12 protein-coding genes are annotated in these 15,970 nt (G+C 58.2%); 8 read left to right on the top strand and 4 right to left on the bottom strand.

The window, feature by feature from the left end; all coding sequences use genetic code 11:
- From IPM54_30495 to IPM54_30475, 5 genes are all read left to right on the top strand, one after another.
- Window positions 1-1,107 (top strand): sigma-54-dependent Fis family transcriptional regulator, encoded by a 1,107-nt coding sequence (locus IPM54_30495; GenBank protein MBK9264118.1) that lies wholly within the window; start codon window positions 1-3, stop codon window positions 1,105-1,107.
- Window positions 1,108-1,314: 207 nt separating this feature from the next.
- The gene (locus IPM54_30490) at window positions 1,315-1,521 is read left to right on the top strand and encodes a microviridin/marinostatin family tricyclic proteinase inhibitor (GenBank protein MBK9264117.1); all 207 of its coding nucleotides are present in this window, start codon (window positions 1,315-1,317) and stop codon (window positions 1,519-1,521) included.
- Window positions 1,522-1,587: 66 nt separating this feature from the next.
- Window positions 1,588-2,598 (top strand): MvdC family ATP-grasp ribosomal peptide maturase, encoded by a 1,011-nt coding sequence (locus IPM54_30485; GenBank protein ID MBK9264116.1) that lies wholly within the window; start codon window positions 1,588-1,590, stop codon window positions 2,596-2,598.
- Window positions 2,599-3,606: an MvdD family ATP-grasp ribosomal peptide maturase gene (locus IPM54_30480; GenBank protein MBK9264115.1), complete on the top strand. Its 1,008-nt coding sequence runs from the start codon at window positions 2,599-2,601 to the stop codon at window positions 3,604-3,606.
- Window positions 3,603-5,402: an ABC transporter ATP-binding protein gene (locus IPM54_30475; GenBank protein MBK9264114.1), complete on the top strand. Its 1,800-nt coding sequence runs from the start codon at window positions 3,603-3,605 to the stop codon at window positions 5,400-5,402. Before IPM54_30480 ends, IPM54_30475 begins: the two co-directional genes overlap by 4 nt.
- Before the next feature lie 176 nt (window positions 5,403-5,578).
- Here the strand turns inward: IPM54_30475 and IPM54_30470 are convergent, their stop codons facing one another.
- Entirely contained in the window at window positions 5,579-7,900 is a 2,322-nt protein-coding gene (locus tag IPM54_30470) for a hypothetical protein (protein ID MBK9264113.1), read from the bottom strand.
- 120 nt (window positions 7,901-8,020) lie between these two features.
- Window positions 8,021-8,770, bottom strand: a complete 750-nt coding sequence (locus IPM54_30465; protein ID MBK9264112.1) for an HAD family phosphatase — start codon at window positions 8,768-8,770, stop codon at window positions 8,021-8,023.
- Between the two features lie 45 nt (window positions 8,771-8,815).
- Here IPM54_30465 and IPM54_30460 point away from each other — a divergent pair, with 45 nt between their 5' ends.
- Entirely contained in the window at window positions 8,816-9,577 is a 762-nt protein-coding gene (locus tag IPM54_30460) for a hypothetical protein (GenBank protein MBK9264111.1), read from the top strand.
- A gap of 36 nt (window positions 9,578-9,613) precedes the next feature.
- Entirely contained in the window at window positions 9,614-10,072 is a 459-nt protein-coding gene (locus IPM54_30455; protein ID MBK9264110.1) for a DsbA family protein, read from the top strand.
- On the opposite strand, the gene IPM54_30450 is transcribed toward IPM54_30455, so the two are convergent.
- Together IPM54_30450 and IPM54_30445 are read right to left on the bottom strand one after the other, a co-directional pair.
- A complete protein-coding gene (locus IPM54_30450) occupies window positions 10,066-11,763 on the bottom strand; it encodes a serine/threonine protein kinase (protein MBK9264109.1) in 1,698 nt (565 codons plus the stop codon). The genes IPM54_30455 and IPM54_30450 overlap by 7 nt on opposite strands.
- Window positions 11,764-11,859: 96 nt before the next feature.
- On the bottom strand, window positions 11,860-13,443 hold the full coding sequence (locus IPM54_30445; protein MBK9264108.1) for an aldehyde dehydrogenase family protein: 1,584 nt from the start codon (window positions 13,441-13,443) through the stop codon (window positions 11,860-11,862).
- A 128-nt stretch (window positions 13,444-13,571) separates the two neighbouring features.
- On the opposite strand from IPM54_30445, the gene glgB reads away from it, so the two are divergent.
- A complete protein-coding gene (gene glgB, locus IPM54_30440; protein MBK9264107.1) occupies window positions 13,572-15,959 on the top strand; it encodes a 1,4-alpha-glucan branching protein GlgB in 2,388 nt (795 codons plus the stop codon).
- The last annotated feature ends 11 nt before the right edge of the window (window positions 15,960-15,970 follow it).

The following is a 15,970-nucleotide window of genomic DNA, read 5'->3' as shown; positions in this document are numbered from 1 at the left end:
ATGAATGGACCGCATTTTACGTCAGGGCGATGGCGCGTGTCTCAGACGCGGAGGAAAATCGAGGCGTTGATCTGCGAAAGCGCATTGTGCCCGAAAGATGCAGAGCCTGAAGCATTGGACTTGGGTGGCGCCGTCACGCTCATTGCCGATCCCACCATGCTTCGGGTGTACGAAATTTTACAAAACCTGGCCCGTTCCATGCTGCCAGTCACCATCACGGGGGACACCGGTACGGGCAAAGAACACGCGGCGCGCGCCGTGCACTACTTTTCGGTTCGTCGCGACGCACCATTCGTGGCGATCAACTGTGCGGCCATTCCGGACAGCCTTCTCGAGAGCGAGCTTTTTGGCTATTTGCGTGGTGCATTTTCCGGCGCGACGAACGACAAGATAGGGCGTTTCGAGGTTGCGCATGGCGGTACGATATTCTTGGACGAAGTGGGCGAATTATCGAAAATGGCTCAAGCCAAGCTGCTGCGCGTGCTGGAAGATGGTTTGATTTGTCCCGTCGGCGGCGTGCGTGAACGAAAAGTGGATTGTCGCGTCGTCGCCGCCACGAATCAGGACCTCGAGGCCGATGTGCGCGCAGGTCGCTTTCGACAAGATCTTTACTTTCGTCTCGCAGCAGCGGTGGTCCCGCTCCCACGATTGACCGAACGCCCGATGGACATTCCCATTTTGGCAAGCCATTTCTTGCGCCAGGCGTGTCGAGCGTCGAGTCGTGCGGTGCCAACGATAACGGACAGTACACTTGCCATTCTCACGAAATATTCCTTTCCGGGGAACGTGCGAGAGTTGCGCAATTTGATGGGATATGTCGCAGCCACGGCGACGGAAGGTCGCATCGAGCCGCGGCACCTGCCGGCTCATGTACAATCGAGCCATCACGACGCAATGGTCGAACCTATTGCGGCAGCGAATCAATCCACGACCGAGCCTCCAGGGTTTCGACCGCTTGCCGACGAAATCGAAGCGCTCGAAGCGCGCCGTATGCGCGAGGCGCTGGCGTATACGCGCGGCAATCAACGTCGCGCGGCCGAGCTGCTCGGCGTACCACTACGTACTTTCGTTACAAAGATCAAGCGATATGGTTTGCACTCCGAATGACGAACATGCTGATGTAATGTGTGCAACGCCGATTTGGCGTGACGAGTGCCGAATCGGCGTGAGTGTCGCGCCGAATTGGCGTGCCTTGGATTGGCCGAAGCGCGGATTTCGCAGCTCGCAGGCTGGCCCATCCGTTGCTTGACGCGGGTGCCCTTCGCAATTGCGACGGGTGGCTCGTCGTTTGGCGCGCCAAACAAGGAGGAAGACATGTCCAACAAAATTGCCGAATCCGAAGCGGGCGCCGCGCCCTTTTTCGCCAATCTGCTCAGCTCGCAAAAGGATCCCGCGCAACTCGCCGGAGGCGGCGGTTCCAAGCCGGCTCCCACGTATCATTGCTTGGACAGCGAATGCACCAAGAAGTATCCGAGCGACGATGACGAGTCGACGACGTGGTTCGGCGACGCCGATTGGTGATCGCATCGTGCGCGAAATGCGGTGACGCATGACGCGGGTGGGTCCCCGCGACTACGGAGGTGTCGAATGAAACAAGACGTTTGCGTGCTGCTCGTCACGCATCGGCAAGAGCCGTTCTGCACCGATCGGGTCGCGGGGGCCCTTTTACAACGAGGCGCACGCGTGATTCGTTTGAATACGGACGACTTTCCGACGGGACTCGATCTTCGTGCAGAATTGGGAAATCCCGCCGGTAATCGATTGCTCCTGAACGGCGAAGAGCTCGAAGTGGACGCGGTGTGGTTGTGGCGACTGTGGCCGCCGCGCTTGGACGAAAGGTTATCGGTTCAGCATCGCGAAGTGGCGACGCGCGAATCCATGACGGCATTACGCGGGCTCTTGGATTTGCTCTCCGGCGTGCCGTGGATCGATCCCATCGATGTGAATCGGTGTGCCGAAAACAAAACGCGACAGCTTGCGATTGCGCAATCGGTGGGACTTGAAATTCCCCCGACGCTCATTACGGCCGATCCTGCGGCGGCAGCGCGATTCTATGATGAACATGCCGGTGATGTCGTGACGAAGTTGCAGAATTCTCTTGGGTATTCGATGAAGGGTGGGGGAGGCTTTCCAACGCGACGACTCTCTCGCGCCGATTTGGGCTCGCTGGAAAGTCTCCGGCAATGTCCGATGATGTTTCAACGATTCGTGCCAAAAGCCAAGGAATTGCGCATTGCTTGGGTCAATGGTATGGCTTTCGTGGGGGCGCTCGCTGGGGCCGCGTGTGGCGTCGATTGGCGTTACGATGCCAAGGACGCACCATGGGAGACGCTCGCATTGCCCGAGCACGTGCATACGCGACTTTCGGCGCTCATGAATCGCCTTGCTTTGCGGCAAGGAGCGATTGACCTCATTCTAACACCGAGCGGCGATTACGTTTTTTTGGAGGTCAATCCACATGGCGAATGGGGCATGCTGGAAAAAGATTTGGGCTTGCCGATTGGCGAAGCCATTGCGGAGGCGCTTCTCCGTTTGGCGCGCCAATCGGATAGCGAGCCGGCGAAAATGATGCAAAAAGACGTGGAAGGGAGCGTTTGAATGAGCAAGAAGGTGCTACTCGTCACGTACACCGGGGATATCACGGGCATGATCCCCGAGTTGACGCGCAGGCTGGAATCGCGCGGCGCGGAAGTGATGCGTTTCGACAATGATGTCTTCCCGACCGAAGCGCAAATCGTTCTGTCGCAACATTCGTCCGGAGAAGGATTGCGCTTCCGGTACAAGGGGCGCGAGATGCGCGTGGGGCCCGAAGATGCCATTTGGTATCGTCGCGGGCGAACGGCGGAAAAGCTGCCGCAGATGGAGCGGCAAATGCGTCATGGCGCGATGCTCGAATCCAAAGCGCTCCTGTATGGCGCGCTCGCCGCGGCCCCGTGTTTCGTGCTCGATCCGCCGCATGTCGTACGCAGCAATGAACACAAACCGAGGCAACTGCACCTTGCTCGAGAATTGGGGCTCGAAATTCCGCGATCGGTCATGACGAACGATCCGCAAGAAGCGCGCGAATTCATCGAATCGTGCCCAAATGGTGCCGTCGCCAAAATGCTCTCTGCGTTTCCCGTATTCGACGAAAATGGCAATGAACAAGTGGTGTTCACCACGCTCATCACGAAAGAGCACCTGGGCAAGCTCGATGGCCTGCGTTATTCCCCCATGGTTTTTCAGGAACGCATCCGCAAGAAGCTCGAGCTGCGCATCACCGTCATCGGAACGCGCATGTTCACAGCCTGCGTCGATTCCGAAAATACGGCCGGAGCCGATATCGATTGGAGAGAGCGAGGCGTGACGCTGCTGCAATCATGGAAGGAATACACGCTTCCGTCGGATATCGAGACCAAAATCGGCAAATACATGGAGCGTATAGGCATGCAATACAGCGCCGTCGACGTGATTGTCGATCCGGACGGGCGGCATGTTTTCTTGGAAGCAAATCCGGCCGGCGAATGCTTCTGGATGCAATACAATTCGCCGAACTTCCCGCTGTCGGATGCGCTGGCGGACGTGCTGCTCGGTGAACCTGGTGCACGTCGAGCACATCGCGCATGACGGCTTCACGTGGTGCAAACGAAAACGGCCTTCGTGCTCGGTTGGCTCGTGGCGCCAAAGCCGTCGGTATGGCTTGGCGCAGCTCGCCGAGCATTGCAGGTGCGTGGATCGGTGCAATCGGTATCACCGCCGTGATGCCGATTGCAATCGTTTGGGTTGGCAAGGCAATCGTCGATAGCGTCGTCGCGCGTGATGCAAAGCGGGCGATTGCGTGGGTCGTGGCGGAATTGCTCCTCGTGGCGTCCATGGCGGCGGCCCAGCGAGGGGCAGCTCTTTTGCGTTCATTGCTGGGTGTGCGCCTCGGGTTGACCGTCAATTTCGAGATACTGCAAAAAACCGCGACGCTCACGCTGTCCCACTTCCAAAATCCCGAGTTTTATGATCAATTGACAAGGGCGCGGCGTGAAGCCACACATCGCCCCCTGTCGGTTGCGGCCGAGCTTTTGGCGCTGTGCTCCGCCCTCGCGACGCTCGTGGGTTTTTCCGCACTGCTTTTTCGGTTTCATCCATTGGCCGTTATTTTGCTGGCACTGGCTGCATTTCCCGCTGCACTGGTCGAATTGCGGTTTTCTCGCGCAGCATTCGATTTGCGCAACAAGCGAGTGACCGATGCGCGTTTGCTCTCGTATCTCGAATTCGTCCTGGCGAGCGACGAGCACGCAAAAGAGGTCATGATGCTCGGGTTGTCGCCCACGCTGCTGGGACGTTATCGTGACGTGAGCGAAAAATTATGGCGTGAAGAACGTGGTCTTTCGGTGCGGCGCGTCTTTTGGGGCATGCTTCTTTCGCAAATCGGAACGGTCGTGTTTTATGGCTGTTATGCGTTCATCGTGATTCAAGCGGCGCTGGGAAAACTGGGGCTTGGCGACATGACGATGTACGCCCTTGCGTTCAGGCAAGGCCAATCCACGTTTTTGGCCATTTTGTTATCGCTGGGAGCACTCTACGAACATGATTTGTACATGTCGAATCTGCTGCAATTCATGGCAATTCCCGCGCCTGATTCGAAGCTGTTGACGAACTCCGAAAAAGACCGAGACGAGCGCGGAATTCGCTTCGAGGACGTTGGTTTTCGATATCCCGACCAAGAAACGTTCGCGCTGCGTCACATCGACTTGTGGATTCCTGCGGGCCAGAGTTTTGCGCTCGTCGGGCACAACGGCGCGGGAAAGTCGACGTTCATCAAACTTCTTTCAGGATTGTACGAGCCAACCGAGGGACGAATCTTGCTCGATGGTCGCGATATTCGTGGTATCGCCCGAGACGAGCTACGAAAACGCCTCTCCGTGGTGTTTCAGGATTTCAATCAATACCAACTGACGGCACGAGAAAACATCGCTTTTGGTAGCGTAGCGCATATCGATGACGACGAGCGCATCCGCGATGCGGTTTCTCGTGGCGGAGCGACGACGATCGTCGACAATTTGCCTGGGGCTTTGGATACGCAGCTCGGCCGGTGGTTCACGGGCGGCGTCGAGCTATCGGGCGGGCAATGGCAACGATTGGCGCTTGCGCGCGCATTCATGCGCAAAGAAGCGGATGTCTTGGTGCTCGACGAACCCACGGCGGCACTCGATATCGACGCGGAAGCCGAGGTGTTCGAACGCGTGCGGAATTTGTCCGATGGAAAAACGCTGCTATTGATTTCGCACCGTTTCGCGAACGTGCGTATGGCCGATCGTATCGTCGTCCTTGACAAACAGGGCATTCGCGAGGACGGGACGCATGCCGAGCTGATGGAGAAGGGCGGCATGTATGCAGAAATGTTCAGGAAACAGGCGAAGGGGTACGTTTAGAGGAAGAGCTGGCGAATTTGTCCGCCCAGGGAGGGTTCGATTTCGCGGCACTCGCGGTCCCCCTGAACTCGCCCGCTCCGCGGGCTCGAACAGCAGGAACCACCACGAGCGCCGCGAAATCGAACCACTCCCCGGGCTATCGTCGTCACCGCCAATGAGCATGCCGTTCAACGCCGTCAGGGGGCGCAAATCGACCCGTCGCCACACGTGATGAACAGCGTAGCGCCAGGCCGAGCTTCGCCGTGGCCCGCATAGCGAATTTTTCGTTTTTCGTTGTCGGGGCACGCGGCAACGAGCTCCGGATTGCCCGTGGGCGGGTCCGTCGATGCGTCGACGTAACACCAGCCATTGACCGGTTCGCCATTGAGCATGGGTGCGCTCGCTGTATCGTGTTGACAAACTTCTTTGGCTGCGCCTTCGAGCTGCACCACTTCGCAATAGCAATCCCATCCAGCTTGTGCCGCAAGGGGATCCGTTTTCGCAATGCTGACCATATTGGCTTGCGCGCTGCCGGCTTCGATGCCGCGACGCGCTTTGCTCGGGTCGCATTGGCAGTTTCCTTCGGAATTGATGGCCTCGACCAGCACGCATGAGACCTTGCCGCTCTCGTCGGGCACGAGTGTCCGCGGCAAACATTGCGCGCCAAGCGCCGGACGCAATCGATCCATCATGGCGGAGACGGCCATGCGGTAGCCGAAATCGGTCGCAGGGGCGCTGGAATCGTCGAGTTGGACAGGACAAACGGATGTGACGACAGCTTGCGAACCGAGATCTTTCAGCACCGTGAGCGGGCGAATGCCTGGATATGCTTTGGCGCGTACTTGAAGCGTGGGGTTGCCATTGTCGCTCGGGTTTGGTGCGCAGAGCGGGTTGTCGTTCGTCGGTGACGAGCAATCGCATCCGATTTGGCTCGGATCCGTGCAATCACGCTCCATTCCGGGGAGCAATGGAAAGATGCACGCATACTGGAGGTCGTTTTTGGCAATGGTCCATTCGTGCCCGTTGACGAGATTGGAAAGCGGCATGGAAGCATCGGGCAACCCAGGGCGTTTTTCGTAGGTCTCGATCATGAGCGGATCCAGCGGCTTTTTGTTTTTCGCTGGATCTCCGAGAATCATGTCCCACGTTGTCGTTCCGTTGTTGTCGACCTGCTCATTCAATTCGTTTGCGTCTTTGAAACCATTTTTCGGATCGTTTGGGTCGCGCACAATGTCTTGCCAAGGCACACCGACGATGCCGGCAACGTAAACCATGCCGGAATCTCGAATGTTGGAGTTCGAATCATTGAAGTCCAGGTCGGAGAAAATGGGGTTCGGGACGAGCTCGCCCGCGCGATTCGGAATGACCTGGCTGCTGAACGCCTGCACGTAACGATCCGTCGAATATAAAAAATCGATTCCAAAGCGGCGTTTTTGATCCCAACAGCGCAGCTTCGGATCGTCCTCTTCTGCCGTGAGGAGCGCGGGGCCGGGGCCCCCATTCGGATCTTTGCATGTCGGATCATCCGGACATGCGCCCTGCGACTGCCCGCACGATCTGCAACAAGGATCATTCGGATCGATGGCACATTCTTGCCGCGGGCGTGGAAGTCGAACGGGCATTCCATTGAGCTGCTGTTGTGCCGCATAATAAAATTGCCCATATTCTTTGATGGAGCAATCATTCTCGTCGCTCAGCATGAGGATCGCGAGCATCGAATCAGGGCGAAGGAATTGCTTGCGCTGCTCGAGAAGTAGGGAATCGATACCCTTCGGCGTGGCCTTGAAATTTTCGGCGGTGATCGTTTCGTACGGTTCGGGATCCACGAGGAACCGATAAATCGATTCGAGCTGCGATTCATAACGACAACCAATTTGCCCGACCCCGGTCACCATGTCGCGCAGCGCTGGTACGACGCCTTTGCCATTGCCATCATCAATGATTGTTTCCCCTCCATATTTGTCCCCAGGATCCCACGCCAAAAATCCCTTGTTTTGGAATGTGGGCGCTTCGCTGCCGCTGCAAGGGTCCGTGCGCGCGAGCAAGTGCCCTCGGTCATTGATGGTGAGGTTTGGGACGGGGCTGCATTCGCTGTTATTTTCGGCATTCGAACACGCATCGGCACCATGGCCCCCAATGCTGGAGCTGACGATGCCAATGTGCATGTCGACAACGGGATCGAATTGGCGTCGAGAACCAGGAGGACAAGCGTCCATCGGTCCAGCAGGCGGATTCGGCAAAATGACACCATTGACGTCAACGCAAGGTGGATTGACGAGCCGATTGACGAGGTCTGGAATGGCGAGCGCCAAAATGGCTTGCTTGTCCGCCATCGAAGGTGAATTGTCGATGGCAAGCAATAGATCGAGCTTCTCGACGGCACTTTGCTGCAGTTTCTGGACAATCATGCTGGATCCGCACGGTGACGGACTTGGCACGATGGTGACTTGGTCCGAGCAACCAAGAATTGCCAGCGCGGGAATGACCGCAAGACCGAGCTTGGATGGCGCGTATTTCATGCCGACGCGTGCGGCACGAAAGATGCCAAAGCGAAAATCAGGTAAAATTCAGATGATATGACGTCAACCGGGTTGGCACACGGAAAGTACGGTAGTCAACTCGAATGGCGGGTTATCGTGTCATGCAGCTTTCAAGTATCCTCTAGCCATGGCATTGCGGCTTACTTCATCGAGCGAATGTACGACGAGATCGGCATTTGCCGCTTGAAGTGCGGCGTCATCATTGTGTCGAGCCACACCAAGCGCGTGCATTCCACCTGACTTTGCGGCGGTAATGCCAGCGACGGCATCTTCGACGACGATGCAATCGTCGGGGCGTACGTGCAATTCCTGAGCAGCGCAAAGGAAGATGTCGGGATGTGGTTTTCCCTGGGGAAAGTCGCGCCCGGAAATATCGACGTCGAAGAGGTCGAGCAGTTTCGAATTCGGAGCAATATCGGGCGCTTGCACGGGAATGCTCGACAAGAGTTGTCCCGCGTTTTTGGAGGACGACGCGGCGGCGAGGGGCAGGCCGAGTTTTTTTGCATCCAAGACGAAGGGAATGGCATCCGGAAAAACACGAAATTTGCCGGCATCAATGAGCGCAACGACCTTGTTTTGTTTTTCGCGAGCATACACGAGCGCGCGTTCAGCGGCTAGCGGAACGCCAAAGTGTTCGAGGATTGCGAGTGCCCCTGCGTCTCTCGGTTTGCCGGATACGAGAGATTGATACAGCGCGCTGTCGAAGCGATCTGGAGTATACGTGGTCGACGACCGTATGTCGGCCCAGGGGCCCCGCATGAGCTCGTCGAGGGTATCGCGCCAAGCGCGCTCGTGAGGTGAATCGACGAGCACACCATCGACATCGAAAATGACTGCTGCGAATGACACGAAGCGCACGTAAAACCCAGCGCCGTGGGGCGCAATCGTTGGTGGATGAATTTTCTTGCCGCCGGGAAAAAACAATGGCACGAGGCGATCGTGGCCGACAAACCCATCGATTCACGCCGTCGCGACAAGACGGCCAAATCACCCAAATCCACGGATCGTTCGAAATCCGAACCGTCCACTCAGGCTGCCGCGACGCCCGCTCCTTCGGAGCCTGCGCGACGGTTTCCATTTTCGCCGAACGTCGTCTGGGCGCTCGTAACAGGGCTTGCCGTGGGCTTTGCCGTAGGGCGTGAAGCGTATCGGCTCGGTTGGCCGGGGGGCGTACCGCAAGCTGCGCCCGAAGCTTCCGCTGCGTTCATTTCAGCCGACAATGCTCCGCCATCGCGCGGCTACGCACGCGAATCCGATTTTCCCGCTGGCTGGGTGAAATCGGCCGATCTGGCCAACGGCGCGACGCTGCTCGGCGGGCTCGATGACGGCCAAAAAGCGATGGTCATGCAGGCGCTGAACGAACGCGATTGCACCTGTGGCTGTCCGTTCGGGAGGCTTGCGACGTGTCTTCAAAAAGATCCGAATTGCCCGAATAGTCCGGCGATCACCAAAATGATCGTCGGCCTCGCCAAAGAAGGCAAAAATCTCGACCAACTGCTGGCCGCCATCGACGAACGGCAAAGTGGCAACAACAAGCCGCAAGCCGCACCCGAGGCGCCGAAGGGTCCGCAATACATCGAGGTTGCGGAATACAACGTGCGCAAGGGGCCGAAGGAGCCCAAAGTCACGATCGTCGAATTCAGCGACTTCCAATGACCATTCTGTAAGAGGGTCGGTCCGACTCTCGAGCAAATTGAGAAGCAGTATGGCAACGACGTCGCGATCGTGTTCAAACATCAGCCGCTGCCGTTCCACGACAAAGCCATGGGCGCCGCCCTTGCCGTGCAGGCCGCGAATCGCCAAAAGAAGGGCTGGGCGATGCATGACAAGCTCTTCGAGAACAATACCGCTCTGACGCGTGAAGACATCGACAAGTACGCGAAAGAAATCGGGCTCGACATGGCCAAATTCAAGAAGGACATGGACGATCCCGCGCTGAAGCAGCAAGTCGATGCCGATCAAAAAATCGCCAATAGCGTGGGCGCATCCGGTACGCCTACGTTTTTCGTCAATGGGCGGATCCTCGTCGGAGCGCAAGGCTTCGAGAAGTTCCAAGAGCTCATCAACGAAGAAATCAAGCAAGCCGATGCGCTCATTGCAGCCGGCGTGCCGAAGGGCGAAATCTACAAGAAACGCGCGACGAGTCAGTAGGTGAATTCCGATGCGAGCGAGCTGAAATCGGCTCGCTCGCGCATCGGATTGCACAGCCTTCCACAATGCCGCATCAGCTCGAGCTCGAGCAGATCGGCCCGTTGCCCCACATCCGCAATCACTTCGAGGTGTTTTACCTTCAGATCTTCCATCGACCGGTCGGCGACGACGAGGTTGTGGCGCATTTCTCGAATTTGTTGGTCGATTTCAGCCGCCTGGCGCTCTTTTTCGACGGCCGCTGCTTCCACTTCGATTTCAGCGTGTCGAGCGTCGTGCCACAAATCGATGATGTCCGCGAGGTCGCGATACGCCAGCGACAATTCACGATAGGGCTCCTGAAACCCACTGCGACCTTCCCAAAATCGCGCCTTTTGATGCGCTTCGCGTACGCGTGGCAAAAATGATTTCGACTTTTTGGAGAGGGGAATCACTCCGGCCCGTAAAACACGAGCCTCTTCGCGCACCTTCGAGACATGAATGGTGAGCTCATCCATGGCTTTGCCCTGCTGAACACGGCCCTCTTTCCATTCGCGATGCATGCGGTCGAGCGACGTTTGTTCGGCGATGCCTCGCTGTCGCAATGCCGCCAATTCATTGGCGCACGCTTTCATGACTCGCAACGTCGCCATGGCTTCCGGCGGCGGCAATTCGCCATAAACTTCGCGCACGAGCTTTTCGACGAGCTCGGTGCGGCGAACCCAGCGCTGCGTCGGCGTGCTGGAAAGCCTGCGAAGCGGCTGCTCCGATGCTCGATCGCCCTCGGGTTCGATGGCAATCTTTTCTTGCGCGGCGATTTCGCTCAGCACCGCCAACACCTGATGCGCATCGACGGGCCGCGCGTCGGGACTTTTTGCAAGCAAGTCCAAAATGAGCTGTTCGAGCAGCGCCGGTAAGTCGGGCATGTATTCGCGCAGGCGCGGCGGCGGCTCGACCATGTGTTTGCTCAAAATGCCCGCTGGTGTTGGCGCATCGAACGGAAGCTTTTGCGTGAGCATTTCGAACATGATGACGCCGAGCGCATAAAGATCGGCGGCGGGCCCTGCATCCGATGACGTCGCTCGTTCAGGAGCCATGTATTCGGGTGTGCCGAACACTTCACCCGCGCTCGTGAGGCGCACGTCTTGATTGCATCTCGCAATGCCGAAGTCGAGCAATTTGACGCGGTCGCCGCGAAGCAGATAAACGTTCTCCGGCTTGAGATCGCGATGAATGACCTCGAAATCATGGGCGCGAGCGAGCGCTCGCGTCATTTGCACGATGATGGGCAACGCTCGTTCGAGAGGCGTCGGGCCCGCCGCAATCAGCTCGGACAAACTCTGGCCTTCGAGCAGCTCCATGACGAGAAATGGAGTGCCATCGCTGGCATCGCCTTGATCGAATATCTCGATGATGTTCGGGTGCGACAAACGCTGCGCATGCTTGGCTTCCCGCCGAAAACGCTCGCGGGTCGTGTCATCCACGGCAAGCTGCGGATTCAGGAGTTTGACGGCGCAAGTTTGGTCCGAAAGCAGGATTCTCGCTCGATACACCGACGCCATGCCGCCAATGCCAATGAGCTCGTCGAGCACGTATCTGCCGGCGATCGTGCCACTGAGCCAGGGATCACGCAGATGGGTGAGCGCTTGGCCATCGAGAAAGCACGTCGTGCTGTCGCTCGGATAGCGGAGGTTGCATTGCGGACAGGACTTCATGGAGCGGCGTGTGCGACGTGTATCTTATGGTGGATTGAATCCAAGGCTCTTGGCACGATGGTGGGATGATGTTTGGAGTTTGCCGTTTGCGCGCCTTTAGAGCAATTCACCAATGCGCTGAAATACGCCGCCGCCCGAGAAGAGCGCGCGGAGCCCTTTGCGGAACCATCCATAATTTTGCGCCGTGTAGGGGAATTGCAGCGGGTCTTTGTCGCCCATTGCAACACGATCGACGCTGATGTGCTTGACGTAACACATCTCCCGCAAGCTCTCTTCGCCCATCGTACGACCAAAACCGCTTGCTTTGATGCCCCCGAAAGGCGCATCGGGCGTACCGCCATTGGTCAAGACGTCGTTGACGAGCACGCCGCCAGCTTCGACTCGTTCGGCGAGCCGCGTGGCCTTGTGACGATCGCTCGAGAACACGTAAGCGTTCAGTCCGAATTGCGAGTCGTTGGCGAACTGCAACGCTTCCTCTTCGCTCGATACGCGCATGATGGGCACGATGGGCCCGAAGATTTCTTCGGTCATTACGGTCATCGAGTGGTTGCATCCCGTGATCACGGTGGGCTCGAAAAACTGCCCCGGACCTTCTTTGCGTTTGCCGCCTGTGCGCACTTGCCCGCCCTTAGCAAGCGCATCCGCGATGTGTTTTTCCGCAACGTCAATCTGATGCGGGAAAATGATGGCGCCGACGTCGACGAAATCTTGACTCGGATCACCTTGGCGCAGTTCGTTCGTCAGCGTAACGACTCGGTCGACGAGGGCATCGTGCACGTCGGCGTGTGCGTAGACGCGTTCGACGGAAATGCACACTTGACCCGAGTTCGCGAAGCCGCCGTAGACGATGGAGCGAGCCGTGCGTTCGACGCTCGCGTCCGAGCATGCGATGAGCGGCGCTTTGCCACCGAGCTCCATGACGCACGGGATGAGGCGTTCGCCGCAAGCTGCTGCGACGCGGCGCCCCGTGGAAACGCTGCCCGTGAGGACGACGAAGTCGGGCATGGAATCGATGAGCGCGGCGCCCGTGGCTCCGAACCCCGTGCACACCTGGAACAGATCCTCGGGCAAACCCGCCGTGTCCCAAATTTCCTTGGCCTTCAGCGCAATCAGCGGCGTGACCTCGCTTGGCTTGATGATGACCGCGTTGCCCGCGAGCAGCGCGATGATGGCATCGCGCAGCGGAAGCTGAAACGGAAAGTTCCAAGGCGAAATCACGGCGACGACGCCGCGTGGCCGGTAATGAACGAAGCTGCGACGATGCTTCAAAAGGTGCAGGCTGACTTCGTGCGGCTCGAGCACGCGCGGCGCGGCTTTGGCAAAAAACGTCGCCAAATCCGCTGCAACGAGCACTTCGTGCAGCAGCGCTTCGTGCCTGGGTTTGCCGCATTCGCGCACGAGCAGGTCGATGACTTCGTCCGCACGATCGACGAACGCGTCGCGAAAACGCAAGATGCGCTCGGCACGCGCAGCAGGCGGAAGAGCCCCCCAGGATTCTTGCGCACGCCGTGCTTTCGTAACCGCTTCTTTCACCTCGTCGGCCGACCACACTTTGGCTTCACCGATGAGCTCGCCCGTCGCCGGCGCATAGCTCCGAATCCGGGTCGGTGTTTGTCCGTTGGAACCAGAGCTCGCGTGCGCACTGCTTCCGTTTCCTCGGTTCATCACCACTTGGCCCATGTCGTGTTCCTCCGTATCGGATCGGCTACGAGCGCTCGCGGGATGTGTGTCCCGTTTCGAGCGCGGTGAAGGGTAACCGCGGAGAGCAAAACGTTCAATCGAGAAAGTAAGGATCGAGTCGATGTGGGATGGGTGATGCGCATGCCCGTTTGCTGGACTCGCGCTTTTGCCAGTTTCGCGATACCGTGCGCTCGGCAAAGGTCACAAAGCGCGTGAACCACCCAGATTTCGAGCGCATCGTCCGGGTCGAGCATCCGGATCCTCACGCCATCCTCGGTCCGCACGTCGAGGCGTCGGGTGTGGTCGTGCGCGTGTTCCGTCCGGATGCGGCGCAGGTGATCCTCCGGCCCGACGCAGGCGAAATGCGACCTCGGGCGATGGCCAAAGTGCATCACGGAGGGATCTTTGCAACTTCGTTTGCCCAGTTGGAAAAGCCGTTTGCTTATCGCATCGAAGCCCGCTCGTCACGCGGCGTGACGGTTACGCGTGATCCCTATGCGTTTTCGCCATCGCTCGGCGCCGAAGATTTCGATCCGAGCGCTCCGGGGGCATATCGTACGTATGCGCAACGACTGGGCGCGCATGTGATTCGGCAGGACGGATACATCGGTACGGCATTTGCCGTTTGGGCTCCGTCGGCGCGGCGCGTGAGCGTCGTTGGGGATTTCAACAAATGGGATGGTCGAAGGCACGCGATGCGCCGGACGAAGCACGGCGTATGGGAAATCTTTGCGCCCGACGTGCGCGAAGGGGCCACGTACAAATATGAAATCAAAACGGCCGAAGGCATCGTGCTCTTGAAGAGCGATCCTTTGGCTCGAGCGGCCGAGGTTCGTCCGAATCACGCATCTCGCGTCACATCGCAAAAATATGTATTTACGGATGAATTGTGGCTCGCGCGGCGTCCGGTGGAAAATGCAGCATCCTTGCCGATGAGCATTTACGAGGTGCACATCGGTTCGTTTCGGCGCGTGCGGCGCGCGGACAAACCGCACGACTGGTCGACCTATCGCGAGCTTTGCGGAGCGCTCGTTGATCACGTCGAAGCGCTTGGGTTTTCCCACGTGGAACTTTTGCCCGTGATGGAACATCCGTTCGATGGGTCATGGGGGTATCAAGTGACGGGGTATTTCGCGCCGACGTCACGGTTTGGCGCGCCAGACGATTTGCGGGCGCTGGTGGACGGGTTTCACGCGCGAGGGATCGGTGTCATATTGGATTGGCCGCCGGCGCATTTTCCGAAGGATGCCTTTGCGCTTGGACGATTCGACGGCACGCCGCTGTACGAACATGCCGACCCTCGCCGCGGAGAACATCGCGAATGGCGCACGTTCGTCTTCGATTACGGTAAGCCTGCGGTGCGCAACTTTTTGATAGCGAGCGCTCTGTATTGGATTGAATCATTTCACGCCGATGGACTGCGCGTGGATGCGGTTGCTTCGATGCTGTACCTGGATTATGGCGCCAAACACCCGAGCGAATGGGTGCCGAACGAGCTTGGGGGCCGCGAGAACCTGGACGCGGTGGCATTTTTGCGCGAGCTCACGAATGCTGTGCACGAAATGTTTCCGGGGGTGCTCGTATCCGCCGAGGAATCGACGACGTGGCCTGGCGTGACGAAGCCCGTATCCGAAGGAGGACTCGGGTTCGACTTCAAGTGGAACATGGGCTGGATGCACGATACGTTGAACTATTTTGCGCTCGATCCAATCTATCGATCCAAACATCACGGGAAAATCACGTTCGGAATGATGTATGCGTATTCCGAGCAATTTCTGTTGCCGCTTTCGCACGACGAAGTGGTGCATTTGAAAAAATCGCTGCTGTCGAAAATGCCGGGGGATCGCTGGAAACAGCACGCGAATTTGCGTGCGCTTTATGGTTTGATGTGGGCGCATCCGGGCAAAAAATTGCTTTTCATGGGCGGCGAGCTTGGGCAGTGGCGCGAATGGAACCACGACGGACAGCTCGATTGGTCGCTGCTCACCGAACAGGATCACGCTGGAATTGGTTTGCTTTTGCACGACTTGAATGCCGTTTACCGCAAATATCCGGCCCTCTGGGAGCTCGACAGTCACCCTGCGGGTTTTACCTGGATCGATGCGGATGAAGCACTTCTGAGCATTGCGTCCTTCGTGCGTTTTCCAAAATCGCCCGATGGTGTGGAAGAACCTTGTCCGAAACGTTTGACCAAGGGCACGTTCGTCGTGTTCGTGGGCAATTTCACGCCGGTGGTTCGGTATGGCTATCGAATTGGCGTGCCGAGGCGATGTCGGTACGTCGAGGTGCTCAATACGGATGCGGCTGCCTATGGCGGAGGCGGGGTAGGGAACATGGGCGCCGTCGAATGCGAGAGCGTAGCGTCGCACGGCTTTCCGCAATCGGTGGTGCTGACGTTGCCGCCGCTCGGTGTGATTTATTTGGTGCCCGAGGCGGATGAGGATTCGAGCGATTTGGGTGGAGTCGTGACGGCGGAGAACGAAGGCGAAATGTCGTCAATGACGAGTTTGCCGTAGCGCCGCTGCCT

Source organism: Polyangiaceae bacterium (genome assembly GCA_016715885.1).
Classification (GTDB): domain Bacteria; phylum Myxococcota_A; class Polyangia; order Polyangiales; family Polyangiaceae; genus Polyangium.
Note: the sequence above shows the minus strand (reverse complement) of the source record. Positions and strands in the feature narration are given on the sequence as shown.